This window comes from Enemella evansiae (assembly GCF_004362375.1).
Taxonomy (GTDB): Bacteria; Actinomycetota; Actinomycetes; order Propionibacteriales; family Propionibacteriaceae; genus Enemella; species Enemella evansiae.
Genome location: NZ_SNXA01000009.1, coordinates 260,142 through 286,218 on the forward strand (window position 1 = coordinate 260,142; position 26,077 = coordinate 286,218).

Consider the following 26,077-nt stretch of genomic DNA (forward strand, 5'->3'; position numbering starts at 1 on the left):
GAGCGGGGTGGGTACCGATAGACCCGAACCAGCCCTCGAACCCCGTCATTTGCCGGCAGTACCCAATCTGGACAACGAAAGCCGAACCTCGGAGCCGCGGTGGCAGCCTCACCACCCATCGGCAAAAATGTCGCCATGAGCGAGGACGGCACCACCACCACGGCCCGGACGGCCGAGCCCGAGGCTCGAACACCCCGTCAGCTGACCCGCTATCTGTCCACCGAGGCAGGCAGCGCGGGCATCCTGCTGGCGACCACGCTGGTGGCGCTGATCTGGGCGAACTCGCCGTGGGGTGCGAGCTACGGCGGGCTGTGGCACACCGAGGGGACGGTGGCGCTCGGTCCGCTGGAACTCAAGATGAGCCTGCAGCACTGGGTCAACGACGGCCTGATGGTGCTGTTCTTCCTGGTCCTCGGCCTGGAGGTACGCCGGGAACTCTCGATGGGAGAGCTCACCGACCGGCGGCGGATCGCCGTGCCGCTGGTCGCCGCCGGCATGGGCATCCTCGTCCCGGCGCTGATCTTCCTGGCCCTCAATCCGAGCGGTGAGGCCGCCCGCGGCTGGGGTGCGGTGATCGGCACCGATACCGCGTTCATGCTGGGTGCGGTCGCGCTCGCCGGCCCGCGCTGCCCGGCCCAGTTGCGGATCTTTCTGCTCACCCTGACGGTCTTCGACGACATCGCCGCGGTGTCGGTGATCGGCATCGCGTACGCCGAGAAGATCGACTTCATCGCGGTGGCGGTGATGATCGCCTGCCTGGCCGCCTTCGTCCTGATGGGCCGGGCCGGGGTCTGGCGCACCTGGCCCTACGGGGTGACGGTCTTCGTGCTCTGGCTGGCGACCCTGCTGTCCGGCCTGCACCCTTCGGTCGCCGGAATGCTGGCCGGATTGATGATCCCCGCGCACGAACCGACCCGCAGCGATGTGGACGATGCCACCAGCCTGTTCCGGGCGTTCCGGCAGTCTCCGCTGCCGGACTCGGGTCAGCAGGCCCAGCGTGGCCTGCAGCGCGTGGTGTCGGTCAACGAGCGCTGGCAGGTCGCCCTGCACCCGTGGACCAGTTACTTCATCGTGCCGCTGTTCGCGCTGGCCAACGCCGGGGTGGCACTCGGCGGGGGCGTACTCACCGCCGCACTCACCTCGACCCTCACCTGGGGCGTGGTGCTCGGCCTGGTGATCGGCAAGTTCCTGGGCATCGGGCTCGGCACCTTCGCCGCGACGAAGTTCAAGCTGGGTGACCTGCCCGAGGGGGTCGGCTTCGGACAGGTGCTCGGCGGCGCCGCGATGTCCGGCATCGGCTTCACCATGTCCCTGTTGATCATCGGGCTCGCCTTCGACGACCCGAGGTTGCAGGCGGAGGCGACGGTCGGCGTACTGCTGGCTGCGGTGCTCGCGGCGATCGTCGGCTTCTCGACCTTCCAGATCGCGGCGCGGGTGTTCGGCCAGACCGAAGCGAGCCTGCCCTACATCCTCTCCGAGCCCGTGGACGTCGGCCGCGACCACTTCCGCGGCAATCCCGACGCCGAGCTGACCCTGGTCGAATACGGTGATTTCGAGTGCCCGTTCTGCGGGGACGCGACCGGCATGCTGGAGGACCTCACCGAGCGACTGGGTGTCCGGGGCCGCTACATCTTCCGGCACCTGCCGCTGACCGACGTGCACCCGCACGCCTTCGACGCGGCCATCGCGGCCGAGGCGGCCTCCCGCCAGGGTGCGTTCTGGCCGATGCACAACAAGCTGTTCGGCCATCAGGACCACCTGGAGCGCGAGGATCTGCTGCGCTACGCCGACGAGCTCGGCCTCGACGTGGACCGGTTCACCGCCGACCTGGACGACCCGGCGCTCGCCGACCGGGTCCGCGCGGACATGGCCAGCGCCCACGACAGCGGTGCCCGCGGTACGCCGACCTTCTTCGTCGGCGAGCGTCGACACCAGGGCCCCTACGATGCCGGCCGGTTGGAGAACGAGCTGGTCGCCCGGTTCGGCCGCCCGGAGTACCGCACCGGCGAGATCACCACCGACGACCAGCTGTGGGCCATCGACGAGTCCGACCCGGAGCGGCTCAACGAACCGTGAGAGTCAGCGCGCGGAGCCGGAGCCGATCACCGCGACGCCCTTGATCTCGATCAGGGCCTCGGGCTGCCAGAGCCGGGTGATGCCGATACCGGCCATCGCCGGGTATTCCGAGCCGGCCATCTCGCGCCAGAGCCGGCCGATCTCGCGGCCGTTGGCCAGATAGTCGTCCACGTCGGTGAGGTAGATGGTCACATCGACCAGGTCGTTCGGCTCACCGCCGGCCTCGCGCAGGGTGGTCAGCACATTGCCGAAGGCCTGCTTGAACTGCTCGACGATGCCCCCGGCGACGATGTTCATGTCGGCATCCAGGGCGGTCTGGCCGGCCAGATAGACGGTGTCACCGACCTTGGTGCCGTGCGCGAAACCCGAGGGCCTGGGCAGGCTCGCCGGGTTGACGGTTTCCTTGCTGGGCACGTTCGACACGGGTTCTCCTCACCTGGTCGGCACCCCTGTTCAGGGGTGGACGATCGTGATAATATGACTGTTGCATGACGATCGCAACACATCCGCTACATCGGGAGGTTCCATGCCCGCCATCACGCCGCACGCCGATGACCTGAATTCCCTTCCCCCGTTGGCTTCCCGCTACGTCGACGTGGAGTCGCTGCCGTGGCAGCCGACCGCCTCGGAGGGCATCACCATGAAGGTGCTGCTGTCCGAGCCGGAGACCGGCCTGCTCACCGCACTGTTCAAGTGGGAACCGGGGGCGGTGCTCTACAAGCACGAGCACGTGGAGATCGAGCAGACCTATGTGCTCGAGGGCAGCATCGTCGACGCCGAGGGCGAGGCCACGGTCGGGAACTTCACCTGGCGCCCCAAGGGCAACCAGCACAAGGCCCACTCCCCCAACGGCGCCCTGGTGCTGAGCTGCTTCCTCAAGCCGAACAAATTCCTCGAAGGCCCCTCGGCCGGCAAGGAACTGCTGCCCGAGGAGTGAGCGCGGCGCCTCAGGCCGCGTCGGGGACGAGTACGCCGCGGGCGTGCCGTTCGGCGAGCGGGGCCAGGGTGTCATTCAGCTCGGCGAACAGATCGGCGGCCGCCTGCCCGGGCCACGGCTCGGGCAGGTAGGCCAGCGGCAGCCCCGGATCCAGATAGGGCAACCGGCGCCACTGGGTGATCAGCGGCAGATAGTCGCGGAAGGCCTCCCGGGCCAGCTCGCCGCCGGCCCCGGAACGCCCGCGCCAGCGCCGCCGGACCGGTTCCCAGCGCTGCAGGAATTCCTCGTACAGCAGGGAAAGCGCGGGCAGGTCCCACCACTTCGCGACCTTGTCGGCGAGGTCGACCGGGCCGAGCGCGGCACCGGAGAAGAAGTCGACGTAGCTCGCCAGCTGCTCCCGTTCCAGCTCGGCCAGCGTGGACTCGAACAACCATCCCGGTGCGATCCACAGCCCCGGGGTCACCGAGCCGAAGCCCCGCTTGGTGAACATCGTCCGGATGCGGTGCCGCAGATGGCGTTGCGCCTCCGGCACGGTGAACGCGGCCAGCATCCACGGCTCGTCGACCCTCGCCCGGCGGGGATCGAAGATCCGTCGGTCGCCCTCGGCGAAGACCTCCTGCAGGGCTGGTACCAGGGCGTACCCGGCCTGGCCGCCCGGCCGGGTACTGGTCAGCACCCCGCGCTTCTTCAACCGGGACACCGACGAGCGCACCGCGGCGGACTCCGCGCCCAGATCCCCGAGCAGCTGGATGAGCCCGGAGACCGCGATGCTGCCCCCGTTGCTGCGGCCGTAGAGCCCGAAGATGCTGACGATCAGCTGCTGGTGGCGGGGCAGTCCCTCCAACCGGTCACCGTCCTGCTGCACGCTCATCGGCGCAGACTATCGCCCCAGCCGCCGGCGGAGCCGCTGCAGCCGCGGTGCGTCCCCGGCGAGCAACTGCTGGGCAGCCAGATGGCCCGAACCGCCGCCCAGACCGGGCCCCGGGTGGGTGCTGGCGCCGATGTGCCACAGCCCCGGAACGACCGTGCGGTGCCGGCCGGTCGCGGGCCCGGGCCGCCAGAGCAGGTTCTGGTGCAGCTCCGCCGAGCCGCTGTAGGGGTCGCCGTGCTGGGCGTTCGGGTTCCACCAGGTCAGATCGGGCGGGGCCAGCGCGTGCACCTCCCGGACGCTGTCGCGCACCCCTGGGGCGTACTCCTCGAGCTGGCGAAGCACCCGGTCCAGGAAACCCGCGCAGAGCTCGGGGGCCCAGCCACCGGTGGTGTCCAGCTCCCCGGCCGCATCACCGCTGGGGGCGTACGGGACCTCCTGGAGCTGCAGCCACAACTGCCCGCGACCGGTGGGGACCCGGGTCTCATCGAGCAGGAACTGCTGGCCGACGACCACCGTGGGCCGGCGCGGCAGCAGCCCCGCGCTCGCCTCGGCGCAGGCGATCCCGGTCGATGCCGAACCCGAGGAGAGGTGCACCAGCGGTACGCCGGCGAGTTCGCCGGCCTGCCACTGCAGCGGCCGGTCCAGCGAGAGGTGCACCTGCATGGCGCCGCGGCCGTAGCGGTAGGCCTGCGCCTCGGCACGCTGCCTCGGCGGTGCATCGGGCAGCAGCTCCTGCCAGAGCGCCTGCGGGGTCACCGAGCACAACACCGCCCGCTCCGCCCGCAGCCGCTGCCCATCGTCGGCGACCACCCCCACGGTGCGCCCGTCCTCGACGATCAACCGTTCCACCCGGTTACCGGTCAGCACCGTCACGCCACGTTCGGCGAGCAGCCTCTCGAAGGCCGCCACGAACTCCCCCGCACCCCCGGTGACCACCGGCAGTCCGGCGCCGTGCATGGTGGCGGCGAACAACGGCACCATCAACCCACCGCTGGCGGCATCCGGGTTCAGCCCACCGTGCAGCAGCCAGGGCACCCAGAGCTGGTCCACCTCACCGCCGGTGAACATGCGCGCACACCAGGCCCGGCCCGACATCGCGGTGTCCCGGGCCCAACCCTCGACCCGGGCGAGGCCGCCGCGGCGCAGCAGCCGCCAGAGCGGGCCCGCGGCGGCGGGGGAACGCAGCTCGGTGCCCAGCAGCTCACCGATCACGTCGAGATCGGCGCCGAGCCGCTCCAGTGCCTTCAGGTACGCCGACCGGTCCGCCTCGGCGGCGAAGCCGGCCGCGGTCTGCTCCGGGTCGCGGTGGGCGACGACCACCGAGTCCGGACCGACCGAGGCCGTCAACGGACCGTCGGTGTTGCGATAGCTGAGCCCGTGCCGGGCCAGGTCCGCACCCAGTTCGGCATAGGCGCCGCCGGTGTGGAAGAGCGGATGCCAGCTGGAGAAGGTGTCGTGGATGAAGCCCGGCTCGGTCAGCTCGGCGGAGGCGATGAAACCGCCGATCCGCTCGTGCTCGTCGATCAGGCAGACCCGCCAGCCGGCACCGGCCAGTTCCGCGGCGGCCACCATGCCGTTGATGCCGGCACCGACGACGATCGCGTCGTGGTCCGCAGCCCGGGTCCGCTCCTGCTGGATCTGGCCGTTCTGGGTCATTGCCTCCCCGCTCCGGCGGTCTGGCGCGTCGCTGCCGCCTGGTCACCGGGCCGGTCCGATGCACCGGCCGGTTCCAGTTTCGCACCGGCACGGCGTGCGTGGCGAGCGATCAGGCGCTGCGGGATGTCGCGGTAGTCGCTGGCTGCCGGCGGTCGCAGCCACTGCCCGACCCGGACCGCAGGGGTGACGTCGAGACCGATGTCGGAGAGGATCTCGTCCACGTTGTGCATCGAGAACGGGATGATGTTGGTGCCACGGGCGTGATGACCCTCGGTGCGTTCGGCCATCCAGCGCAACCGCTCGGTGACCAGCCGGCGCCGCTCGGCCACCGGCGGCAGCTCCAGTTCACCCATCAGGTGGGCGCCGATCCAGATCGCCGCGGCCTCGGCCGAGAGCGGGGAGAAGAACGAGGAGTTGTAACCACAGAAGGCGATTCCGGGCACCTCGTGCGGCAGGATCTGGCGGTAGAGCTCGAAGTTGCCCCGGTCGTCGGTGATCCGCTGCTGCAGTTCCCGGGACAGGAACGGCACCTCCTGGCGGAAGCCGGTGGCGCAGACGATCACCTCGGCGGGCACGGTCTCACCGGTGCTCAGGGTCGCGGCGGGCATCCCGTCGTCGACGGTCAGTGCGGTGATGGTGGCGTCCCGCACCACTCGCAGGTCACCGGATTCGACTTTCTCATAGAAACCCTCGGTGACCAGGGAGACGGTCGAGCGGGCGATCCGTTCGAAGGAGCCCTCGGGGACCAACCCGAGTCGGCGCAGCTTGAGCTGTCTGGTGGCGACCTGTTGGACGCTGCCGAGCATCGAGGTGGTGACCGGTTTTCCCCTGCCGTGCATGAATTTCTCGATCCCGCGCAGGTGCTGGTACTCGAACAGCGCCTCACCGAGCCGGGTGAGCATCAGGTGCTTGAAGTTGAGGACGCCCATCAGCATCCGGGGCATCTTCCACAGCAACTGCCGGGCGACCACGGTGGTGGTCGCCGCACCCTCCGACAGCGAGACCGCGACATCGCAGGCCGATTTGCCGTAGCCGACGACGACCAGGTCACGGCCGCGCACCTCGTCGACCGACTGCACCTCGCTGGGTGCGCAGATCCGCCCGCCCGCGGCCTCGAATTCGGTACGCCCCGGCCAGTCGGGGATGGCGGGGGTGGAGAAGATCCCGTTGGCGACCACCACGAAGTCGAAGTCCTCGCTGGTCTCTGCGCCGTCGTGGCGGGTGGTGATTCGCCAGCGGGTGTCACCGGGTTGGCGCTGGCTCGACCCGGGTTCGGATTCCTCGACCGAGACCACCTCGGTGGCGAGCCGCAGGTGCGGTCGCAGACCGAACAGGGTGGCGTACCCCTCGAGATAGGCCTGCACCTGGGCGCCGCTGGGCCATTCGGGATACGAGTCCGGCATCGGCAGGTCGGAGAGGTAGTAGGTGTCCTTGTTGTTCTGTGTGCACAGGCCGGGATAGCGGCGGGTGCGGCTCCACACGCCACCGACGTCCGGGCACTTCTCGAAGACGGTGACCTGGTGGCCGAAGTCGCGCAGGTGTTTGGCGGCGGCCAGGCCGGCGAATCCGGCTCCGATGATGGCGATCAACATGTCGTCCTCGTCTCGGTGATCATTCGCTGAGTTGCGGAATCGCGGGGACGGCCTGTTCCGGTCCCATCGCGGAATAGCCACCGTCGGCGGCCCAGTCGGCCCCGGTGACCACGGAGGCGGAATCGCTGACCAGGAAGGAAACGACGCGACCGACCTCGATCGGGTCACCGACCCGGCCGGTGAGGTGGAAGGGGGCGGCCACCCGGTCGGTCCTGGCCCGATCGCCACCGGAGAGGGTGTCCATCACCTTCGACCAGGTCCACCCGGGGCTGACCGAGTTGACCCGGATCCCGTCACCGGCCAGGTCCATCGCCATCGAGCGGGTGACCTGCACCAGCGTCGCCTTGGTGGCCGGATAGACCCAGCGGCCGGTCTGGGCGACCGAGGAGGAGATCGAGGTGAAGTTGACCACCGCGCCGTGGCCGCTGGCGGCGAGCTTCTCCCGCGCGGCGCGGACCAGCTGCACCGCCGAGACGACATTCACATCCAGTGCGCTCAACCAGTCCTGGCGGCTGGTGTCCGCACCGTCGTCGAGGTAGCTGCAGGCCAGGTTGACCACGATGTCGATCCGGTCCTGGTCGGCGACCAGATCGGCCAGCGCGGCGTCGTCGGTGATGTCGACCCGGGCGAATCCGACACCCAGTTCCTCGACCAGCGGCCGGGCCCCCTCGGCGTCGATGTCGACCACGACGACCTCGGCACCGTCGGCGTGCAGGGCGCGGACCACGCCCTGCCCGACCAGGGTCGCACCCCCGGTCACGAGTGCGGTCCGCCCGGCCAGCGGCTTCTCGGTTGCCTGCTCGGTGGCTGTCTCCATGGCATCGGAACGCTAGGTCGGCCCCGGTGCGGGTGCTATCCGAATTGCGACCGGCACACCGAATCAATGCCGGGATCATGTCGACAGTCTTCATAACGACACAGATCCCGCCTAAGGTGTGAGCCACCGCACAACGAACGTGGTCGGGTGAGGAGGGCGAGATGCGCGAAGCCGTGCTGGAACGCCGCACCCTGCACACCACCGCCGTGGAACGCGCGCGTGAGGAGATCGGTGAGGTCTTCTGCCCGCACCGGTTGCAACCCGGACCCGACGGGGTGGATGTCCGGTTCAGCGCCCATCGCAGCGGCGGGGTCGCGGTCGTCGGACTGGACTATGGGCATCGGGTGCGGATCACCCCGGGCCGGCTCGAGGACTTCTATCTGGTGATGGTGCCACTGGCCGGCCGTGCGCTGATCGACCACGGCACCGACCATTTCGTGTCCACCCCGGCCAATGCGGCGATCCTCTCGCCGACCGAGGCGGTCGACATGCACTGGGGTGAGCACAATCCGCAATTGCTGTGCTGGTTGGACCGCGAGGCGGTCGAGCAGGAGCTCGCCCTGCTCGCCGATGACGAGCCGGCCGGGCCGTTGCGATTCCAGGCCCAGCTGCCGGTCGAGGATCCGGCGGTGCGCTCCTGGCTCGGTTCGGTGCGCCGGCTCTGGCAGCAGTTGAGCGACCCGACCGCGCAGCGCCCGCGGCGCTGGGAGCGTACCGTGCTGACGACGCTGCTGCTGACCCAGCCGCACAACCATTCCGAGCTGATCCGCACCCGGAGCGGCAATGCCGCGACCGTGCATCGGGCCACGGCCTGGATGGAGGCCCGGATCGCCGAGACGATCGACCTGCCGCAGGTCGCCGCCGGTATCGGGGTCGGTGTACGCCAACTGCAGAAGGCATTCCGCGCCGAACTCGACGAGTCACCGGCCGCCTGGTTGAAGCGGCGTCGGCTGGACCTGGCCCGGCAGCGACTGGAGCTGGCCGCGCCCGGTTCGACCACGGTGACCGCGGTGGCCGGAGAGCTGGCCATCAACCACCTCGGCCGGTTCTCCACCGAGTATCGCGAGGCCTTCGGCGAGTCACCGTCGGCGACGCTGAACCGGCACGTCGTCTGACCCGATCCCAACCAACGAAGGAAAATCGATGAAGATCCTGCAGCAACTGTCCGAGGCCATCGGCAGCGGCCAGATCGAGGTGATCGACCTGACCTCACCGCTGAACGCCGAGACCCCGATCCTGCAGCTGCCGCCGGAGTTCGGTCAGACCTGGCCCTTCCAGCTGGAACTGATCAGCGACTGCGACGAACAGGGGCCGGGCTGGTACTGGAACAACTTCCGCACCGGTGAGCACACCGGCACCCACTTCGATGCGCCGAACCATTGGGTGACCGGGCGGGACAAGGAGGACATCGCCTCGGTCGCCCCGGACAAGCTGCTCCGTCCGGCGGCGGTCATCGACGTCACCGACGAGGTGGCCCAGGACGTCGACTTCATGCTGACCGTCGAACACGTCAAGGCGTGGGAGGCGGAGAACGGGCCGCTGCCCGAGGGCGGTTGGCTGATCGTGCGCACCGGTTGGGCGCCGCGCACCTATGACCAGGACGAGGCGCTCGGCAACAGCGAGACCGGTCCGCATTCACCGGGGATGACACCGGAGTGTGCACAGTGGTTGGCCGAGGAGACCCCGATCCAGGGCATCGGCGTGGAGACCGTCGGCACCGACGGCGGCATCGCGCACTCCTTCGAGCCGGCGTTCCCCTGCCACTCGTTCATGCTCGGCGCCGGGAAATACGGGATCACCCAGCTGAAGAACGTGGACAAGCTGCCGACCACCGGCGCGATGATCGTGGCCACCCCGCTGCCGATCGTCAACGGTTCCGGCTCCCCGGCCCGGGTGCTCGCCCTCGTCGAACGCGCGACCAGCTGACCTTGACCGCCGGGCCGGGGTCAGCCCTTCCGGTTCCAGAACTGGTGGATCAGGCCGGTCGGGCTCGCGACGGTCTCCAGGTCGAACCTGTCCTGCACACCACCGAGGCCGTCCCACAGCGAGGTTCCCTCGCCGAGCACGATCGGCACCGTCACCAGGTGCAGGAAGTCGACCAGGTCATCGGCCAGGAACTGCCGGATGGTGCTCGGCCCGCCACCGAGCCGGACGTCCAGCCCGTTCGCCGCATCCTGTGCCCGGGCAAGGATCTCGGCCGGTGCCCCCTCGACGAAGTGGAAGCTGGTGCCGTTGTCGAAGTGCATCGGCTCCCGCGGGTGATGGGTCAGCACGAACACCGGGGTGCCGAACGGCGGCTCCTCATCCCACCAGCCGCGCCAGCCGTCATCGGGCCAGGGCCCGCTCTGCGGTCCGAACTTGCGCCGGCCCATGATCTCGGCACCGATGCCCTGGCCCCACAGCGCGGTCAGCGCGCGGTCGAGGGTGATCGGGGCGTCCGCCTTGTCGACGCCATGGATCATCCGGCCGTCGAACCGGGAGAACAGCTGGCCGGCCTGCCCGATCGGTTCGTCACGGGTGACATGGGTGCCGGCGGCATAACCGTCGAGGGATACCTGCAGATTGTGTACGCGGGTGCGGGACATGGCACCGACGCTAGTCACCCCGGCGGCCGCAGACTTCTCCCATCTTGCGGTCCCCGACCCGGGTGGCTTCGTCTCGCTCGTTCCTCGCTCGCTCAGCCAGCGTGGGGGCCGATCAGCGTCGAGATCCGGGCGACCTCGGCGCGGATGGCGTCGCGCCCGGGGCGCAGGTATTTCCGCGGGTCGCTCAGCCGGGGGTTGTCACCGAGCACCACCCGCGCCTGCTCGGTGAGCAGCTGGTTCAGCATCGTGCCGATGTTCACCTTGCGGATGCCGTGCCGGACCGCGCTGACCAGGCCGTCGTCGGGCACCCCGGAGGATCCGTGCAGCACCAGCGGTACACCGGCACTGGCGGCCAGTCCCGCGATCAGCTCGTCGTCCAGGGCGGCGGTCCGCTCGGCCATCGCATGGGAGGACCCGACCGCGACGGCCAGCGCATCGACGCCGGTGTCGGTGACGAAGCGGGCCGCATCATCCGGATCGGTGCGCACGTTCGGGGCGTGCACGCCGTCCTTGCCACCCACCTCACCGAGCTCGGCCTCCACCCAGCAACCGGCATCGTGACAGCGTTCGACCACCCGGGCGGTGGCGGACACATTGTCGGCGTAGTCGAGCGCCGAACCGTCGAACATCACCGAGTCGACACCCAGCTCGAGCCCCTCGGCGATCAGCTCCTCGTCGTCGATGTGGTCCAGATGCACCACCACCGGCGTCGGGCTCGCCTCGACCAGCGCCTGGCAGGCGCGGACGATCGGCGCCAGCGAACCGTGGTAGCGGATGGCGTTCTGGGACAGCTGCAGCACCACCGGGATCCCGGTATCGGCCGCGGCACCGGCGATCGCCTCGGCATGTTCGAGCAGGATCACGTTGTAGGCGCCGACCGCGCCGTTCCCGATCCCCGCCAACACCTCGCTCATCGTCGTCGTCACTGCATCGTCCCTTCTGCAACGGGCAATTCGTCGATCCGGACCAGCGGCAGCCAGCGCTCCCGGGCCGCCAGGTCCAGCTCCCCGGCGACCGGGGAGAGCACCGCCGCGGCGGAGGTGGCGACCACATCGGCCAGCAGCACCGGCCAGTCCGGTACGCCGCCAGCGGTCACCTCCGCCAGGCCGAGCGCCAGGGCGGCCGCGGCCGCATCCCCTGCCCCGGTGGCGTTTCCGGCGATCTGCTCCGGCGGCCGGGCGAGCCAGGCACCCTGCGGGGTGCGCAGCAGCAGGCCCGCCGCACCGAGGGTGACCAGACAGGCCGGGGCCCCTCCGGCGAGCAGGTCCCCGGCCGCATCGGCCAGCGCCGCCGGCTCGGCACCCAGCGGTCCGCGCAGCTGCTCCAGCTCCTCCCGGTTGGGCTTGAGCACCGCACCCGAGCCGACCGCCGCACCCAACGCCTCCCCGGATGTGTCGACCACACAGGGAATCCCGGCCTCCCGGCAGCGCGCCGCGATCCGGGCCGGCAGCTCGGCCGGGACACCGGGGGCCAGGCTGCCGGACACCACCACCGCACCGACCCCCTCGGCCAGCGCGGCCGCCGCCTCTTCCAGGACCTGATCGGCGACCTCCTCCGGCGCGGTGACCCGGCTGCCCGGTTCGAGCAGGATGGTCGTCTCTCCCTGGTCGGGTACCACGGCGATGGTGCGCCGGATCCCCGCCAGCGCCGTCACGGCCCGGGCCCGCAGCCCGAGGTCGGTGAGCCCGTCGGTCAGTTCGTCGCTCCCCGGGCCACCGACCAGCACCAGCGCCTGGGCCGTCGCACCGAGCGCCTGGGCGACGGTGGCCACGTTGACGCCCTTGCCGCCGGCCCGGCCGGTCACTTCGGCGACCCGGACCGAGCCGCCGGCAACCAGTTCCGGCACCCGGTAGGTGAGGTCGAGGGCGGGATTGAGGGTGACGGTGAGCAGCTCCATCGTGTTCTCCGGGTCAGCCGCGGGCGGCGCGCGCGGCCAGTCGGGCGGCGTAGTGGGCGGCGCCCTCGTCGGGAGGGTACGCCGGCGTACGCAGGTCGTAGGCGATCGGACTGGCGGCCAGGGCCGCCGCGAATTCGTCGAAAATCCTTGTCGCGTTGAACATCCCACCGGAATAGGACACCGGCACCTGCTCGCCGGCCGGCCAGTCGAGCCGCTCGGCGATCGCATCGGCGAGCCGGGCGAGTTCCTGGGCCGCCGCCTGCAGGATCTGGGCGGCGACCGGGTCACCGGCCTCGGCCGCGGCGACGACCGTGACGCTCAGTGCGGCGATCCGGGCCCGCTCCTCGCCCCACTGGTTCAGCACCACGTCGACCACATCGAAGTCGTCGTCGATGCCCAGCTCGGCGGCGAGTCGTTCGTGCAGCGGCCCGCGCGGCAACCGGCCGTCGCTCATCCGGGTGAACGCGTTCAACCCCTGCCGCGCGACCCAGTAGCCGGATCCCTCATCGCCGAGCAGCTCACCCCAGCCACCGGCCCGGGCGTCCTGGCCGGCGTACTGGCCGTAGGAGATCGAACCGGTGCCGGAGACCACGTGGACACCGTCGGCGCCGCCCAGCGAACCCGCCCAGCCACAGACCACATCGTTGCCACAGGCGTACCGGTCATGGCCGAGCACCCGTCCCGGAATCGCTTCCAGCACGGCGATCGCGTCGCGCACCTCACCGAGCGCGGGGATGCCGACGAAGGCGTGGGCGATGTCACCGGGTTCGATCCCGGCCACCGAACAGACCTCGCCGATGCCCAGCCGCAGCGCCGGTTCCACGACGTGCATGCCGCGGGTCAGGTAATGGATGCTCTCACCGCGGAAGTGGGCGATCGGAACTCCGTCGGAGATCAGGCAGTAGGCGGTCTTGGTGCCGCCGCCGTCGACGCCGAGATAGACCTCGCCCGCGCTCGAACCCGCAGCAACCATCAGCGCGCCTCGGGCAGATCGTGGATCCGGACACCCTGCACGACCCGGTTCACTTCCCCACTGGGGAAGGGATTGTCGGGGGTCTTCCCACCGGCCAGCGAGGCGCCGAGGGCGAATGCCTGGGCGTTGATCAACGCGGCCAGCGCCCACACCGCATCCGGCTGCGCCTCGGCGCCCGGGAGCTGCCAGCGCTGCGCACCGGCGAACGCGTCGTCGGCCAGCGGCTGCGCGGACACCACGACGACCCGGTCGGCGCCCAGCCGGGCGATCAGCTCGGTGGCGATGTCCTCGTCGTAGGGACGGGTCACCGGATCCGACGACAGCTGCACCACCGCGACCGACCGGTCGGTGAGCATCGCCTTCGGCCCGTGCCGGAACCCCATCGAGGAGTCCGCCACCGCCATCAGGTCACCGGCGGTCAGCTCCAGACACTTGAGCGCGGTCTCCCGGGAGAGCCCCTTGAGCGATCCCGAACCGAGCGCGACCAACCGGTCCGGTTCCCGGCTCAGCAGCGCCTCGGCATTGGCGTACGCCCCAGCGAGCACGTCCTCGGCGGTGCGGGCGAGCCCGTCGACGTCGACCGGTACGCCGAAGGCCAGCAGGGTCGCCAGCGCCATCGAGGTGAACGAGGAGGTCATCGCGAAACCGCGGTCGTTGGTCTCCGGCGGCAGCAGCAGCACCCGGTCGTTCGGCCGGGCCCCCAGCTCGCGGGCCAGCTGACCCTCGGCATTGCAGGTCACCACCAGGTGCCGCACCTCGGGCAGCAGGGCATCGGCGAGCCGGACCGCGGCCACCGACTCCGGGCTGTCACCGCTGCGGGCGAAGGAGACCAGCACCGTCGGCCGCGGGTCGTCGCCGAACAGGGCCGGGGTGGCCACCAGATCGGTACTGTGCAGCACCTCGACCGGGCGGCCCAGCCGGCGGGCCAGTTCGGGGGCGATCACCTCGCCGGCGAAGGCCGAGGAGCCCGCACCGGTGAGGATCAGCCGGTGGGCCGGATCGGCGGCGGCCGCCAGGATCGGGCCAAGTTCCCCGGCGGTACCGGTGACGATCTCCGCCACCCGTCGCCACAGGGTGGGCTGTTGGGCGATCTCGGCTCCGGTGGCGGTGGATGCGACGGCGGTGGGATCGATTGCTGTGGATGACCTCTCGGCGGCCACTGTGCCTCCTGGACCAGGTTGGGAACGGCCACGCCGCAGCATAGCGGCGTACCTCCGCGGCTCGATCACGGACCGACACCGGCGTGGGTTTGTCAGTGGTGGGGGCCTGCGGCCACCCTAGGCACATGGTGCGGCAGGGGTTCTTCGGCGGGGTGCGTCGGCGGTTGCGTGATGCGGTCGTGCCACCGCCTCCGGCACAGCCCGCTCCGCCGGAGGAGAACGAGATCGCCGAGGAGACCCGGCAGGCGCTGCGGGTGCTCGACCTGGCGACCGATGTCTCGGATCTGTTGCTCAGCTCCGGCGCCTCGGCCAACGACGTCACCACCACCGCCCTGCGGATCACCCGGGCCTACGGGTTGCGCGGGGTGAACTGCGATGTCACCTACACCTCGATCACGCTGTCCTGGCAGCCCCGCAACCGTGAGCCGATGTCGACGCTGCGCGTGGTGCGCGCCCGGACCACCGACTTCACCCGGGTGCAGCGGGTGATGGAACTGGTCGAGCAGATCGAGGCCGGTGAGCTCACCGCTGCCGAGGCGAACGGCCAGTTCCGCCGGTTGAACCATGCCCCGCACCCCTATCGGCGGTGGGTGGTGGTGGTCTCCAACGGCGGGGTCTCGATCGGTCTGGGGTTGCTCTGGGGTGCGCAGCCGATCGTCATGCTGGTGACCTTCCTGGCCACCTGCCTGATCGACATCGCCCTGCAATTCCTGGCCCGGCGGCGGGTGCCCGCGTTCTTCCAGCAGGTGGTCGGCGCGGCGGTCGCGACCAGTGCCACGCTGCTGCTGCAGTGGGCCCAGGCGATGGGACTGCCGGGGCTGCGGGAGACCCAACCGACGCTGACGGTGACCGCCGGCATCGTGTTGCTGCTGGCCGGTATGTCGGTGGTCGGTGCCGCCCAGGACAGTCTGGACAGTTTCTATGTCACCGCCTCGGCCCGCGCCTTCGAGGTGGTGGTGCTGACCCTGGGCATCGTCACCGGGCTGCTGGTGATGCTCCGGCTCGGCACCTGGCTGGGTGTCTCGGTGCTGCTCACCCCGGCGGCCCCGCAGCTGGTCGCGGGCCCGGTGCAGCTGGTGATCGGTTCGCTGATCATCTCCGCCTCCTTCGCGGTCGCCTGCCACGCCAGCCTGCGCGCGGTCTGGGTCGCCTCGCTGCTCGGGGTGGCCACCCTGCTCGCCTATCTGGCCGCAGGCGGGCTCGGCTTCGGCGAGATCGGTTCCTGCGCGGTCGCCGCGGTGCTGTCGGCGGTGATCGCCCGGACGCTCGCGCCGCGGCTCGGCGTACCGGCACTGGCGCTGATCACCGCCGCGATCGTGCCGCTGATGCCCGGCTCGATGGTCTATCGCGGCGTCCTGCTGCTGACCAGCAACCAGGCCGCGGTGGACACCGTGACCGGGATGGTGACGCTGATGACCGCCGCGGGTGTCGGTCTGGCGCTGGCCGCCGGCTCCAGCCTCGGTACCTATCTGACCCGGCCGATGACCCGCCAGTTCTGGCGTGGTGGGAAGCGCCGGTTCCGCCGACATGGGAAGATCGCGCGGTGACGATCACCGCGGCAGCAGACGGCTCGGCCCTCGGCAATCCCGGACCGGCCGGGTGGGCCTGGTACGTCGACGACGACTGCTGGGCGGCGGGTGGTTGGCCGCACGGCACCAACAACATGGGCGAGCTGATGGCGGTGCTGGATCTGCTGCAGCAGACCGCGCACGTCACCGAGGATCTCCGGGTGCTGTGCGACAGCCAGTACGCGATCAACGTGATCTCGAAGTGGACCCCGGGTTGGAAGCGGCGCGGGTGGCGCAAGGGTGACGGCAAACCGGTGCAGAACGTCGAGCTGGTGAAGGCCCTCGATCAGGCGATGCAGGGGCGCCGGGTGGTGTTCGAGTGGGTCAAGGGGCACGCCGGGCATGAGCTGAACGAGGCCGCCGATGCGCGCGCCCGGGCGGCCGCGGTGGCGTACCAGCAGGGAAAGGAACCGGCGACCGGGCCCGGGTACGCCGGTGGCTCGTCCGCGCATCCGCAGGTGCGCCCGAACCAGACCGAGGAGATTCCGACCCTGTTCGAGCTGCCGGAGCTGGACGAGGACCTCGCCGCCGAGGAGCGGGTGGTGGAGCTGGAACGCTCGCTGCTCACCGACGCGGTCCGCGCCGACCCGAGCCGGGTGGCGGCGCTGCTGCACCCCGACTGGTGCGAGATCGGTGCCTCGGGCCGCATCTGGCGGCGGGCCGAGCTGCTCAGCTCGATCGGCCCGCTCGCCGAACCCACCGACCTCGAACTGGTCGAGGCCCAGCGCCCGGCCACCGATCAGGTGCTGCTGCTCTGGCGGGCGGTCAGCGACGCCCGGAGCACGCTGCGCAGTTCGGTGTGGGTGCGCTCCGACAACGACTGGGTGCAGCGCTTCCAGCAGGGCACCCCCGAGGCCTGAGGCCCCGGGGGGCGTACGCCTCAGCCGGGTTCGGCCTCGGTCACCGGGGTGACCGGATCGACCGCCTTGGCCGGTACCGGCGTACGGCTCGCCGCCGCCTCGGAATCCCTGACCCAGAACGAAACCAGCACGCCGAGAGCGGCCAGCACCGCACCGACCAGGAACACGTCGTGGTACGCCGCGAACGCGGCCTGGACGCGGGCCGCCTCGGTCACCGGCCCGGTCAGCGAACCGAGATGCGTGGCCAGCCGGACGGTGAGCGTGGTGGCCAGCACCGCGACCCCGACGCCGGCCGCGACCTGGCGGGTGGTGGAGAACAGTGCGGTCGCGCGTGCGGTGTCCTTGCCGGAGATGGTGGAGAACGCGGCCGCCTGCACCGGCACCATGATGAACGCACCGGCCAGACCCATCACGAACATCGCCGCGCGGATCAGCCAGAGGCTGGATTCCGGACCGACGAAGGACAACAGCACCTGGCTGAGGGTGATCGCGGCGAACCCGCCGATCATCATCCTGCGCGGGCCGACCCGTTGGAAGACGCGGTTGGTGAAGGGCAGCATCACCAGCATGCCGAAGGCCTGGAACATGGTCAGCAGACCGGATTCGGTGGCCGACAGCCCGATCGTGGTCTGCACCATCATCGGCACCACGAACAGCGCGCCCATGGTCGCACCGGCGGCGGGCAGCATGATCAGGTTGCCGATCCGGAACATCCGGTTGCGGAGCAGCTTCAGGTCGATCAGCGGCGCCTTGACCCGGCGTTCGATGATCACGAAGGCGGTGGCCAGCAGCACCCCGGTGGCGACCAGCGCGAGTGCGGGCACGTCGCTCCAGCCCTCCCGGGCGCCGCGTTCCATGCCGACGAGCAGGGTCGCCAGGCCGGCACCACCGGTGAGGAAACCGGCCACGTCGAGCCGATCGCGGGCCACCTTCTCCCCCGCCTTGAGCGCGAGGATGCTGAAGATCAGGCCGAGTACGCCGACCGGCACCTTGAGCAGGAAGACCCAGCGCCAGGAGATGTTGTCGGCGAGCCAGCCACCCAGCACCGGGCCGAGGGCGGGTGCCAGGGTGGTCGGGATGGCCAGGATGGCCGAGGCCCGGGCCCGTTCGTGCGGCGGGAACGCGCGGAACAGCATCGCGGTACCGACCGGGGTGAGCAGACCGCCACCGACGCCCTGGGTGATCCGGGCCATCAGCAACTCGGGGACCGAGTTGGCGAGCCCGGCCCACAGCGAGGCGGCGGTGTAGATGGCGAGCGCGAGCACGAAGGTGTTCTTGTCGCCGAACCGGTCGGCCACCCAGCCGGAGGCCGGGATGAACACCGCCAGGCTGATCAGATAGCTGGTGACCAGCCACTGCAGGGTGGCGGTGTCGGCACCGAAGTGCTCACCGAGGATCGGCAGGGCGGTGTTCAGCACCGTCATGTCGAGGATCTCGAGGAAGAGGCCGGTGACGAAGGCCACCGCCACCAGCCACTTGTAGGGAATCGAACCGAACATCTCAGGCGTACCTCTGCCGAACTCGGGTGGGGCGATCAGGCGGTGATCAGTTGGAGGCTGAGCACCAGGCCGGAGAACACCAGCAGCACCAGGGCGCCGGCGGAGTTCTTGACACTGTCCTTGGCGCGCAGGTGGAAGATGATCGCGCCGATCATCATCAGCACCAGGCCGATGGCGGCCAGGATGCCGAGCGGCTGCAGGAAGAGCCCGACGATGACGCCGATCGCGCCGAGCACCTCGAGGATGCCGATCGTCCGCTGCAGCCCGGGGCTCACACCGAGGCCTTCCAGGGTGCCGGTGACCGGCTGGCTGCGGCGCAGTTTGCCGACACCTGCCCCGAGGAAGCCGAGCGTCAGCAGGGCGGTGAGAATGATGGTCGTGATGGTCACGAGGGATACCTCCAGATCGGGTGGCAGGAATACCACGACGAGCCCAACAGTTCACTCAATGAAGTTATTCCTTCACTGAACCAAGTAATCTGAGATGGTGGAGAGGAAGGGGAGGCATGAACGCCAGAGCCGGTGCCACATCCCGCACGAGGGAGGACCGCGCCCGGATGGACGCCCTGGACGCCCTGCTGCGGGCCAGCATCGAGTTGCGCCGCCACATCGAGCAGGTGGCCCGCGACTTCGAGATCAGCGCCCCGCAGGCCCGGCTGCTGCTGATCCTCGAGGAGCCGATGCGGATGCAGCACGCCGCCGAGGCGACCGCCTGTGAACCCTCCCACCTCACCGCGCTCGCCGATCAGCTGCAGCGGGCCGGGTTGATCACCCGCGAACCGGACCCCGACGACCGGCGCGCCCGCCGGCTGTCGTTGACCACCCGCGGCCGCGCGGTACGGACCGCGCTCGCCCCGGCGATGCTCGACGGCGCCCCCGTGATCGGTTCGCTGGATGCCCGCGAGTGCGAGGAGCTGCGCACCCTCATCGACACCCGACTGGTTCGAGCACCAGACCCCCGCAGCGTGAAACCGCCCTCAGATGCGTGAAACCCCCACTGCAGCAGGGGTTTCATGCAGGCAAGGGGGGTTTCACCGATGGCTTCGACTCGCTCCTTCGCCGCTCGCTCAACCAACGTGGGGCCGGGTCAGATCGCGCAGGAGTCGTCGGTGCAGACGGCGCCGTCGGCATCCCCGATGACCTGGATCGGGTGTTCGGCGGCCCAGGCCTGATCGAGTGCGGAGGCGAAGGTCGCCACCGGCTGCGCACCGGAGAGGGCGTACCGATCCGCGATCAGGAAGAACGGCACTCCGCTCACCCCGATCGAGCGGGCCCGCTGCTGGTCGGCACGGACGGCGTCGGCGTAGTCGTCGCCGGCGAGCACCTCGCGCACCCGGGTCTCGTCGAGGCCGACCCGGCGGGCGACGGCGACCAGCGCGTCCGGGTCGCCGGCGCGCAGACCCTCGGCGAAGTAGCCCTGCATCAGCGCGCGCAGCAGCTCCATCCCCTTGCCGGATTCGGCGGCCAGGTGCACCAACCGGTGCGCGTCGAAGGTGTTGGTGATCTGGGCGTCACTGGTGTCGTACGCCAGGCCGGCGGCCTTGGCGCGCTCGGCGATCCCGCGCTGCATCGCCGCCACCTGGGCGGGGCTGGTGCCGAACTTCTCGGCCAGCGCCTCGACCATCGGGCGGTGTTCGCCGACCGGGGCGGTGGGGTCGAGTTCGAAGCTGCGGGCCACGATCTCGACCTGGTCGCGGTGCGCGAAGGACTCCAGCGCCAGTTCGAGGTTCTGCTCACCGAGATAGCAGAACGGGCAGGCCACATCGGACCAGACCTCGATCGTCAAGGTGTCGTTGTTCGTACGGATCGGTTCAGTCATGCCACCAAAACTATTTCACTGGACCAACTATTCCGTCGCCGACGCCAGGCCCCCAACCGTCCCGAACCAAGGTTTGGCTCATCAAACATTCAGTTGTCCGTAGACACACCCGCACCGCGCGCGAAAGCCTGTTGCGCGAAGGGGAGTAGTTCCGCTCGGGCGTCGGTCCGGGTGAGTTGCGTCGACACAATGGCGGCCGCGGATGGCTGCCCGGCGTAGCACCTCCGGTGAGGCGAGCGAGACCTTCGGCCGATGTTGTCGTGGCCGAGGACCCCCATCCGAGGCCATGGCAGCTGCTGAGAAAGGCAAGTCATGCCAGCGGCTCTCGTCCGACGCATTCTGCTCTGTCTGGTGATCGCAGCCCCCGCGATCGCCATGCGCGTGACCGGGATCGAGTTCACCCCGGTCGCCGACCTGTTCATCTTCGGAGCGGCGGTGGTGGCCGCCGCCTTCCTGCTCGCCTGGGCCGCCGAGGCGGCGCAGAAGGACATCTCCGGCACCCTGGCGATCGCCCTGCTCGCGCTGATCGCGGTGCTGCCCGAGTACGCGGTCGACCTCTACTACGCCTTCCGCGCCGGCTCCGATCCGGCGTACACGCACTTCGCCGCCGCGAACATGACCGGTTCGAACCGGCTGCTGCTCGGCTTCGGCTGGCCGCTGGTGGTGATCGTCGCCCTGGTGGTGGCGCGCCGCCGCCAGTCCGCCGACGCCGGTGGCGCGGGGCTGAACCGGTTCCTCAGACTCCCCGGCGAGGCGCGCCTCGACATCGGGTTCCTGGCCGTGCTGTCGGTGATCGCGTTCGCGATTCCGCTGCTGGGCAGCATTCCGCTGTGGTTCGGTCTCGTGCTGATCGCCATGTTCGCGCTGTATCTGTGGCGCGCCAGCCGGGTGCACGAGGACGAGGAGGAGGAGTTCGTCGGCGCCGCGGCGCTGATCGCGGGAATGCCGACGCGGCCCCGGCGGATCACCGTGGTGGCACTGTTCCTGGTCTCCGCGGCGATCATCCTCACCTCCGCCGAACCGTTCGCCGAGGCACTGGTCGCCTCCGGCACCTCGCTCGGCATCGACAGCTACTTCCTGGTGCAGTGGCTGGCACCGCTGGCCTCCGAGGCGCCGGAGTTCATCATCGCGGTGATGTTCGCCCTCCGCGGCCACGGGGCCGCGGCGATCGGCACCCTGATCGCCTCCAAGGTGAACCAGTGGAGCCTGCTGGTCGGTTCGCTGCCGGTGGCGTACTGGATCGGTGGCGGCACCACCGCGCTGCCCCTGGACGGGCGGCAGGTCGAGGAGTTCGTGCTGACCGCGACCCAGACGGTGCTGGGTGTGGCGATCATCATCGCGCTGCGGTTCCGGCTCTGGTCGGCGATCGGGCTGGCGGTGCTGTTCGCGGTGCAGTTCTTCGTCACCGATACCGGTGGCCGGTACGTGTTGAGCGCGATCCAGACGGTGTTCGCCCTCGGCTTCCTGATCGCCCATCGGCGCGACATCCTGGCGACCCTGGCCGCACCGTTCAAGAAGGCGCAGGCGGTGGCCGACGCCCCGGAACGCGAATCGGTCACCGCCGGTGCGGGGAATCGCTCCTAGAATGACCGGGATGCCTCATCCTGCGGTCACCCGGGTGGTCGAGGACTATGTCACGCTCATCTGGAAGGCCCATGAGTGGCCCGGCGGCACGCCGACCACCTCGGATCTGGCGGCCCAACTCGGCGTGACGCCCTCGACCGTTTCGGCGAACCTGAAGAAGCTCGCCCGGGATGGTTTCCTGGACTACGAGCCGTACGGTTCGATCAGCCTGACCGAGCCGGGTCGCGCGATCGCGGTCGAGATCGTACGCCGGCATCGGATCCTGGAGACCTATCTGGTCCGCGAGCTCGGGGTGCCCTGGGACCAGGTCCACGACGAGGCCGACCGGCTCGAGCACGCGGTCTCCGATCTGGTGCTGGACCGGATGGACGACGTGCTCGGCCATCCCAGCCACGACCCGCACGGTGACCCGATCCCGGACCGCGACGGCAATCTCACGGTCACCGCGGACCAGGCGCTCAGCCAGACCGCACCCGGCGATCGGGTGCGGGTGATCCGGGTCTCCGACCGGTCCCCGGAGGTGCTCCGGCACCTGGAGGGACTGCACGTCACCGTCGGGACCGGGTTGCAGGTCGAGGAGGTCAACGAGGCCGCCGACGCCATCCGGGTCACCGTCGGCGACGACGCGATCCACCTCAGCTGGTCCACCGCCAACGCCATCCGGGTCGCACCGGAGGGCTGAGGCTCATCCGGCCGCCGAGCCGGTCTTCGGCTCCGGAGCGACCGGTGCCACCGCGTCCTCCGCCGCCTCCTGCTCGTCGATGGCCTCGAGGTCGATCCTGTCCCGACCCCGCGGCGAGCCGAGGAGCAGCGCCAGCAGGCAGAGCACCAGCAGCCCGCTCCAGGCACCCGCCAGGGCACCGACGCCGCCGGCGGCGATCACCGCGGTCGCGATGGCCGGGGAGAACCCGGCACCGAGGGTGGAACCGCCCTGATAGGTGAGCGAGGCACCGGTGAACCGGACCTTTGTCGGGAACAGTTCGGAGAGGTAGCCGGCCAGCGGCCCGAAGGTCATCGACTGGAAGATCTGGGCGACCACCAGGGCGATCGCGAAGTTGCGTACCGACCCGGATTCCACCAGGACCAGCGCCGGGTAGGTGAACAGCGCCATCCCGATCATGCCGATCGCCATGATCAGTTTGCGGCCGTAGCGGTCGGACAGGGCCGCGGCGGTGAAGGTCACGATCAGCACGATGACCGCGGAGCCGGCCTTGATGTTCAGCACCTGGGTCTGGTTCGCTCCGCTCTGCACGGCCCGGGAGACCGCCCAGACGGTCATGATGCCGCCGACGGTGAACTGCGCGGAGGCCACCAGGATGCCGACGACGACCATCTTCGGGTGCTTCAGCAGCACCTCCGCGATCGGGATGCGGCGCTCCTCCACCTTCTTGGTGGCGGCGACGAAGATCGGGCTCTCCGCGACCGAGGAGCGGACCCACAGGCCGATGATCACCAGCGCCAGGCTGAGCAGGAACGGGATCCGCCACCCCCAGGCGAGGAACTGCTGCTGCGGCAGCAGCGTGAAGGCCGAGGTGACCAGCGTCGCGAGCAGTACGCCTGCGGGACCGCCGGAGCTGGCGAAGGTCGCGGCCAGACCGCGGCGCCCACCCGGCGCGTGTTCGAGCGCGAGGGTCGCCGCCCCGCCCCATTCACCACCGACAGCGATGCCCTGGACGACCCGCAGGGTGACCAGCAGGATCGGGGCCAGGGCACCGATCTGCGCCGATCCGGGCAGCAGACCGAGGGCGACGGTGGCAGCACCCATCAGCAGCATCGACAGCACCAGCATCTTCTTGCGCCCGATGCGATCGCCGAAGTGGCCGAAGATGACCCCGCCGAGCGGCCGGGCGACATATCCGGTGGCCAGTGCCATGAACGAGGCGAAGGTGCCGACCACCGGATCCATGCCGGCGAAGAAGACCTTGTTGAAGACCAGCGCCGCAGCGATGGAGAAGAGTGCGAAGTCATAGAACTCGATCGCACTGCCGAGGAAGGCCGAAGCCAGGATGCGCCGCATCTGCGGGGTGTTGAGTGTTGCCGGTGTCTGCGCCGTTGTAGACATCGGGCGTCCTTTCTGCGGTGAACGGCCCGGTCGGGCCGTCCGGTGGAATGGAACTTCAGTGCCGATCGATGGGGATGATCTGCAGGTCGTCCGGGACCAGCACGGTCCGGCCGAAGGTCGACTTGGCGGCCAGCCAGACGCTGGGATCCGCGTCGCCGGGGGCGATGTGGTGCAGAGCGAGGGCGCCGACCTCGGCACGTGCCGCGATCTCACCCGCCGCCGCGGGGGTGGTGTGGGCGTTCCGGTGGTGCCGCATGATGGCGTCGACGCCTTCGGGCCTGCGGCGGCCGTAGATGGCGGCGATCGTGTCCAGGTCGATGGCCTCGTGCAGCAGCAGATCCGCACCGCGGGCGAGCCGGACGAGGTTGTCGCTGGGCGCGGTGTCGCCGGAGACGACGACCGATCCCTCCTCGGTGTCGATCCGGTACGCGAACGCCGGTGCGATCGGGGCGTGCTTCACCAGGGTGGCGGTGATCTGCACCCGATCGTCGCTGTGCACCAGGAAGGGTTCGAAATCCGCCGGGTGCGGGTTCTCGTTCGGGTGGAACCCGGTCCCGGCCGGCAGCTCGATGTCCACGCCCCGGAAGACGTCCTTCGGGTTCGGCTTCAGCGAGTCGCGGATCCGGTCGGTGTAATCGGTGCCGAAGGCATGGATCAGCAGGTCGACCATCTCGGCGGTACCCGGTGTCGGGTGCTGCGGGTTCGGCAGCTCGGGGGCGCTGGTGGCGCCGGCCGAGATCGGCGGCAGGGCACCGCGGTCGCCGGGTCCGTAGATCGGCAGCGGGTTGTCCGGGTAGCGCTCCATCGCCGTCTGCCCGAACATCATCACCCCGGGCAGGTCGACGACATGATCGGAATGCAGATGGGTGAGCAGCACCCCGCGCAGCGATTCGAAGCCGAGGCCGGCTCGGTGCAGCTGACCGGCCGCGCCGTAACCGGCGTCGATGAGGTAGGTCGCGTCGCCGACGACGATCGCCGTCGCGATTCCGCTGCGGGGCCGCGGGCCCCAGTAGCGGGGACCGCCGGCGGTGCCGAGGGTGATCACCGAGAGCGGGTGCCGAGCTGTCACATCTGCCTCCTTGCAGGGTCAGCGTCCGTACTGCGCCGATGCGAAACATTGTGCGAAGCCGGAAAACCCTTTGAAAACCACCGAAAACAGGGCAGTTACCTATGATCAGCAGATGAATGAGCCGACCCTGCGCCAGCTGCGCTTCCTGGTGGCCGTTGCCGACCACGGGTCCTTGCAGGCCGCCGCCCGGGCCCTGCACATGTCACCGACCGGCCTCTCACTCGGTCTCGACGAACTGGAGCACGTCATCGGCGTACCCCTCACCGTGCGTCGCCGTGCCAAGGGTGCCGCGCTCACGCCGGCGGGTCGCGCGGTGGTGGCGCAGGCCCGGGAGATCCACACCGCGGTGACCGAGTTGAGCACGATCGCGAACCAGCTGCACGGCAAGCTCGTCGGCTCCGTCGGTGTCGGCTGCTTCCCTTCACTCTCTCCCACCCTGATCCCCGAACTGCTGGAGCGGTTGGAGCAGACCTACCCCGAACTGCAGGTCGAGGTGCTGGAGTCCCCGGCCGACGAACTCCAGGCGCGATTGCGGGAGGGCGATCTCGAGCTGGCCTGCATGTTCGAGAGCCAGGTCGATTCCGATCTGGAGTTCATCCGATTGATGCCGACAAAGTCTCGGGTGCAGATCTCCCCGCGCCACCGATTCGGTCGGCGCCGCGGGCTGCGCCTGGCGGAACTGGTCGAGGAGCGACTCGTCCTGCTGGACATCGGACCCCACGCCGAAGCCACCCTCGCGCTCTTCGGCGACCGCGGCCTGACGCCGCGGATCCTTGCCAGTACGGCAAATATCGAGACCGTACGCTCACTCGTGGCGCGCGGCATGGGGTACACCATCACGATGGCCCGGGTGATGCGGCACGACAGCATCGAGGGGTGGCCGCTGGTCTACATCCCGCTCACCGATCCCTTGCCGGAGAACTCGGTCGTGGTGGCCCATCGCCCCGATGTCAGCCTCACCGCGCGTGCCGAAGCCGTCTTCGCCAGTCTCCGCTCGATCGGGATCTCCACCGGTCAGATCCAGAACAACCCGAACCGGTGATCCCCTTGAAC

25 protein-coding genes are annotated in these 26,077 nt (G+C 70.0%); 10 read left to right on the top strand and 15 right to left on the bottom strand.

Annotated elements, in window-relative coordinates:
- Positions 1 to 135: 135 nt before the first annotated feature.
- A complete protein-coding gene (gene nhaA, locus C8D81_RS21550) occupies positions 136 to 2,076 on the top strand; it encodes a Na+/H+ antiporter NhaA (protein ID WP_133625979.1) in 1,941 nt (646 codons plus the stop codon).
- Between the two features lie 3 nt (positions 2,077 to 2,079).
- Here the strand turns inward: nhaA and C8D81_RS09355 are convergent, their stop codons facing one another.
- Positions 2,080 to 2,499, bottom strand: a complete 420-nt coding sequence (locus C8D81_RS09355; protein WP_229117970.1) for a RidA family protein — start codon at positions 2,497 to 2,499, stop codon at positions 2,080 to 2,082.
- Positions 2,500 to 2,602: 103 nt separating this feature from the next.
- Between C8D81_RS09355 and C8D81_RS09360 the strand changes: the two genes are divergently transcribed.
- A complete protein-coding gene (locus tag C8D81_RS09360; RefSeq protein WP_094355147.1) occupies positions 2,603 to 3,013 on the top strand; it encodes a cupin domain-containing protein in 411 nt (136 codons plus the stop codon).
- A gap of 10 nt (positions 3,014 to 3,023) precedes the next feature.
- On the opposite strand, the gene C8D81_RS09365 is transcribed toward C8D81_RS09360, so the two are convergent.
- Genes C8D81_RS09365 through C8D81_RS09380 form a run of 4 tightly spaced genes read right to left on the bottom strand, consistent with a single transcriptional unit; the run spans position 3,024 to position 7,949 of the window.
- Positions 3,024 to 3,884 (bottom strand): PaaX family transcriptional regulator, encoded by an 861-nt coding sequence (locus tag C8D81_RS09365; RefSeq protein WP_094355148.1) that lies wholly within the window; start codon positions 3,882 to 3,884, stop codon positions 3,024 to 3,026.
- A 9-nt stretch (positions 3,885 to 3,893) separates the two neighbouring features.
- The gene (locus tag C8D81_RS09370; protein WP_133625980.1) at positions 3,894 to 5,540 is read right to left on the bottom strand and encodes a phytoene desaturase family protein; all 1,647 of its coding nucleotides are present in this window, start codon (positions 5,538 to 5,540) and stop codon (positions 3,894 to 3,896) included.
- Complete coding sequence (locus C8D81_RS09375) at positions 5,537 to 7,132, bottom strand: flavin-containing monooxygenase (protein WP_133625981.1); 1,596 nt, start codon at positions 7,130 to 7,132, stop codon at positions 5,537 to 5,539. The genes C8D81_RS09370 and C8D81_RS09375 overlap by 4 nt, the downstream gene beginning before the upstream one ends.
- 19 nt (positions 7,133 to 7,151) lie before the next feature.
- Entirely contained in the window at positions 7,152 to 7,949 is a 798-nt protein-coding gene (locus C8D81_RS09380; protein WP_133625982.1) for an SDR family oxidoreductase, read from the bottom strand.
- A 161-nt stretch (positions 7,950 to 8,110) separates the two neighbouring features.
- Between C8D81_RS09380 and C8D81_RS09385 the strand changes: the two genes are divergently transcribed.
- Both C8D81_RS09385 and C8D81_RS09390 read left to right on the top strand, forming a co-directional pair.
- A complete protein-coding gene (locus tag C8D81_RS09385) occupies positions 8,111 to 9,064 on the top strand; it encodes an AraC family transcriptional regulator (RefSeq protein WP_133625983.1) in 954 nt (317 codons plus the stop codon).
- A gap of 28 nt (positions 9,065 to 9,092) precedes the next feature.
- Entirely contained in the window at positions 9,093 to 9,875 is a 783-nt protein-coding gene (locus tag C8D81_RS09390; RefSeq protein WP_094355153.1) for a cyclase family protein, read from the top strand.
- 20 nt (positions 9,876 to 9,895) lie between these two features.
- Here the strand turns inward: C8D81_RS09390 and C8D81_RS09395 are convergent, their stop codons facing one another.
- The 5 genes from C8D81_RS09395 to C8D81_RS09415 all read right to left on the bottom strand — a co-directional run bounded on the left by C8D81_RS09395 (position 9,896) and on the right by C8D81_RS09415 (position 14,564).
- Positions 9,896 to 10,534 (bottom strand): dihydrofolate reductase family protein, encoded by a 639-nt coding sequence (locus tag C8D81_RS09395; RefSeq protein ID WP_133625984.1) that lies wholly within the window; start codon positions 10,532 to 10,534, stop codon positions 9,896 to 9,898.
- 92 nt (positions 10,535 to 10,626) lie between these two features.
- The gene (locus tag C8D81_RS09400) at positions 10,627 to 11,460 is read right to left on the bottom strand and encodes a class II fructose-bisphosphate aldolase (protein ID WP_229237950.1); all 834 of its coding nucleotides are present in this window, start codon (positions 11,458 to 11,460) and stop codon (positions 10,627 to 10,629) included.
- Positions 11,457 to 12,431 (bottom strand): 1-phosphofructokinase family hexose kinase, encoded by a 975-nt coding sequence (locus C8D81_RS09405; RefSeq protein WP_133625985.1) that lies wholly within the window; start codon positions 12,429 to 12,431, stop codon positions 11,457 to 11,459. Before C8D81_RS09405 ends, C8D81_RS09400 begins: the two co-directional genes overlap by 4 nt.
- A 13-nt stretch (positions 12,432 to 12,444) precedes the next feature.
- The gene (locus C8D81_RS09410) at positions 12,445 to 13,404 is read right to left on the bottom strand and encodes a BadF/BadG/BcrA/BcrD ATPase family protein (RefSeq protein WP_133625986.1); all 960 of its coding nucleotides are present in this window, start codon (positions 13,402 to 13,404) and stop codon (positions 12,445 to 12,447) included.
- On the bottom strand, positions 13,404 to 14,564 hold the full coding sequence (locus C8D81_RS09415) for an SIS domain-containing protein (RefSeq protein ID WP_208109203.1): 1,161 nt from the start codon (positions 14,562 to 14,564) through the stop codon (positions 13,404 to 13,406). The genes C8D81_RS09410 and C8D81_RS09415 overlap by 1 nt, the downstream gene beginning before the upstream one ends.
- 125 nt (positions 14,565 to 14,689) lie before the next feature.
- Here C8D81_RS09415 and C8D81_RS09420 point away from each other — a divergent pair, with 125 nt between their 5' ends.
- Both C8D81_RS09420 and C8D81_RS09425 read left to right on the top strand, forming a co-directional pair.
- Positions 14,690 to 16,111, top strand: coding sequence for a threonine/serine exporter family protein (locus C8D81_RS09420; protein ID WP_094355158.1), 1,422 nt, complete (start codon positions 14,690 to 14,692; stop codon positions 16,109 to 16,111).
- Entirely contained in the window at positions 16,108 to 16,992 is an 885-nt protein-coding gene (locus C8D81_RS09425; protein ID WP_094355159.1) for a ribonuclease HI family protein, read from the top strand. Before C8D81_RS09420 ends, C8D81_RS09425 begins: the two co-directional genes overlap by 4 nt.
- A gap of 20 nt (positions 16,993 to 17,012) precedes the next feature.
- On the opposite strand, the gene C8D81_RS09430 is transcribed toward C8D81_RS09425, so the two are convergent.
- Positions 17,013 to 18,491, bottom strand: coding sequence for an MDR family MFS transporter (locus C8D81_RS09430; protein ID WP_094355160.1), 1,479 nt, complete (start codon positions 18,489 to 18,491; stop codon positions 17,013 to 17,015).
- Positions 18,492 to 18,526: 35 nt separating this feature from the next.
- Complete coding sequence (locus tag C8D81_RS09435; RefSeq protein WP_166646748.1) at positions 18,527 to 18,880, bottom strand: DoxX family protein; 354 nt, start codon at positions 18,878 to 18,880, stop codon at positions 18,527 to 18,529.
- A gap of 116 nt (positions 18,881 to 18,996) precedes the next feature.
- Between C8D81_RS09435 and C8D81_RS09440 the strand changes: the two genes are divergently transcribed.
- Complete coding sequence (locus C8D81_RS09440; RefSeq protein WP_094355162.1) at positions 18,997 to 19,479, top strand: MarR family winged helix-turn-helix transcriptional regulator; 483 nt, start codon at positions 18,997 to 18,999, stop codon at positions 19,477 to 19,479.
- 98 nt (positions 19,480 to 19,577) lie between these two features.
- Here the strand turns inward: C8D81_RS09440 and C8D81_RS09445 are convergent, their stop codons facing one another.
- Complete coding sequence (locus C8D81_RS09445; protein WP_208109204.1) at positions 19,578 to 20,309, bottom strand: DsbA family oxidoreductase; 732 nt, start codon at positions 20,307 to 20,309, stop codon at positions 19,578 to 19,580.
- Positions 20,310 to 20,660: 351 nt separating this feature from the next.
- Here C8D81_RS09445 and C8D81_RS09450 point away from each other — a divergent pair, with 351 nt between their 5' ends.
- Complete coding sequence (locus C8D81_RS09450) at positions 20,661 to 21,893, top strand: sodium:proton exchanger (RefSeq protein ID WP_229119798.1); 1,233 nt, start codon at positions 20,661 to 20,663, stop codon at positions 21,891 to 21,893.
- Positions 21,894 to 21,903: 10 nt separating this feature from the next.
- A complete protein-coding gene (locus C8D81_RS09455; protein WP_166646749.1) occupies positions 21,904 to 22,575 on the top strand; it encodes a metal-dependent transcriptional regulator in 672 nt (223 codons plus the stop codon).
- Between the two features lie 3 nt (positions 22,576 to 22,578).
- Here the strand turns inward: C8D81_RS09455 and C8D81_RS09460 are convergent, their stop codons facing one another.
- Together C8D81_RS09460 and C8D81_RS09465 are read right to left on the bottom strand one after the other, a co-directional pair.
- Complete coding sequence (locus C8D81_RS09460) at positions 22,579 to 23,955, bottom strand: MFS transporter (protein ID WP_094355165.1); 1,377 nt, start codon at positions 23,953 to 23,955, stop codon at positions 22,579 to 22,581.
- 55 nt (positions 23,956 to 24,010) lie between these two features.
- On the bottom strand, positions 24,011 to 25,024 hold the full coding sequence (locus tag C8D81_RS09465; protein WP_094355166.1) for an MBL fold metallo-hydrolase: 1,014 nt from the start codon (positions 25,022 to 25,024) through the stop codon (positions 24,011 to 24,013).
- 112 nt (positions 25,025 to 25,136) lie between these two features.
- On the opposite strand from C8D81_RS09465, the gene C8D81_RS09470 reads away from it, so the two are divergent.
- On the top strand, positions 25,137 to 26,066 hold the full coding sequence (locus C8D81_RS09470) for a LysR family transcriptional regulator (RefSeq protein WP_094355167.1): 930 nt from the start codon (positions 25,137 to 25,139) through the stop codon (positions 26,064 to 26,066).
- Positions 26,067 to 26,077 lie beyond the last annotated feature (11 nt).

Excerpts from the sequence above, each read along its gene's own strand:
- C8D81_RS09430 (WP_094355160.1), bottom strand. The coding sequence starts at position 18,491 with ATGTTCGGTTCGATTCCCTACAAGTGGCTGGTGGCGGTGGCCTTCGTC.
- C8D81_RS09420 (WP_094355158.1), top strand. The coding sequence starts at position 14,690 with ATGGTGCGGCAGGGGTTCTTCGGCGGGGTGCGTCGGCGGTTGCGTGAT.
- C8D81_RS09440 (WP_094355162.1), top strand. The coding sequence starts at position 18,997 with ATGAACGCCAGAGCCGGTGCCACATCCCGCACGAGGGAGGACCGCGCC.
- C8D81_RS09380 (WP_133625982.1), bottom strand. The coding sequence starts at position 7,949 with ATGGAGACAGCCACCGAGCAGGCAACCGAGAAGCCGCTGGCCGGGCGG.
- C8D81_RS09375 (WP_133625981.1), bottom strand. The coding sequence starts at position 7,132 with ATGTTGATCGCCATCATCGGAGCCGGATTCGCCGGCCTGGCCGCCGCC.
- C8D81_RS09395 (WP_133625984.1), bottom strand. The coding sequence starts at position 10,534 with ATGTCCCGCACCCGCGTACACAATCTGCAGGTATCCCTCGACGGTTAT.
- C8D81_RS09390 (WP_094355153.1), top strand. The coding sequence starts at position 9,093 with ATGAAGATCCTGCAGCAACTGTCCGAGGCCATCGGCAGCGGCCAGATC.
- C8D81_RS09385 (WP_133625983.1), top strand. The coding sequence starts at position 8,111 with ATGCGCGAAGCCGTGCTGGAACGCCGCACCCTGCACACCACCGCCGTG.
- C8D81_RS09445 (WP_208109204.1), bottom strand. The coding sequence starts at position 20,309 with ATGACTGAACCGATCCGTACGAACAACGACACCTTGACGATCGAGGTC.
- C8D81_RS09460 (WP_094355165.1), bottom strand. The coding sequence starts at position 23,955 with ATGTCTACAACGGCGCAGACACCGGCAACACTCAACACCCCGCAGATG.
- nhaA (WP_133625979.1), top strand. The coding sequence starts at position 136 with ATGAGCGAGGACGGCACCACCACCACGGCCCGGACGGCCGAGCCCGAG.
- C8D81_RS09360 (WP_094355147.1), top strand. The coding sequence starts at position 2,603 with ATGCCCGCCATCACGCCGCACGCCGATGACCTGAATTCCCTTCCCCCG.
- C8D81_RS09455 (WP_166646749.1), top strand. The coding sequence starts at position 21,904 with ATGCCTCATCCTGCGGTCACCCGGGTGGTCGAGGACTATGTCACGCTC.
- C8D81_RS09405 (WP_133625985.1), bottom strand. The coding sequence starts at position 12,431 with ATGGAGCTGCTCACCGTCACCCTCAATCCCGCCCTCGACCTCACCTAC.
- C8D81_RS09410 (WP_133625986.1), bottom strand. The coding sequence starts at position 13,404 with ATGGTTGCTGCGGGTTCGAGCGCGGGCGAGGTCTATCTCGGCGTCGAC.
- C8D81_RS09470 (WP_094355167.1), top strand. The coding sequence starts at position 25,137 with ATGAATGAGCCGACCCTGCGCCAGCTGCGCTTCCTGGTGGCCGTTGCC.
- C8D81_RS09370 (WP_133625980.1), bottom strand. The coding sequence starts at position 5,540 with ATGACCCAGAACGGCCAGATCCAGCAGGAGCGGACCCGGGCTGCGGAC.
- C8D81_RS09365 (WP_094355148.1), bottom strand. The coding sequence starts at position 3,884 with ATGAGCGTGCAGCAGGACGGTGACCGGTTGGAGGGACTGCCCCGCCAC.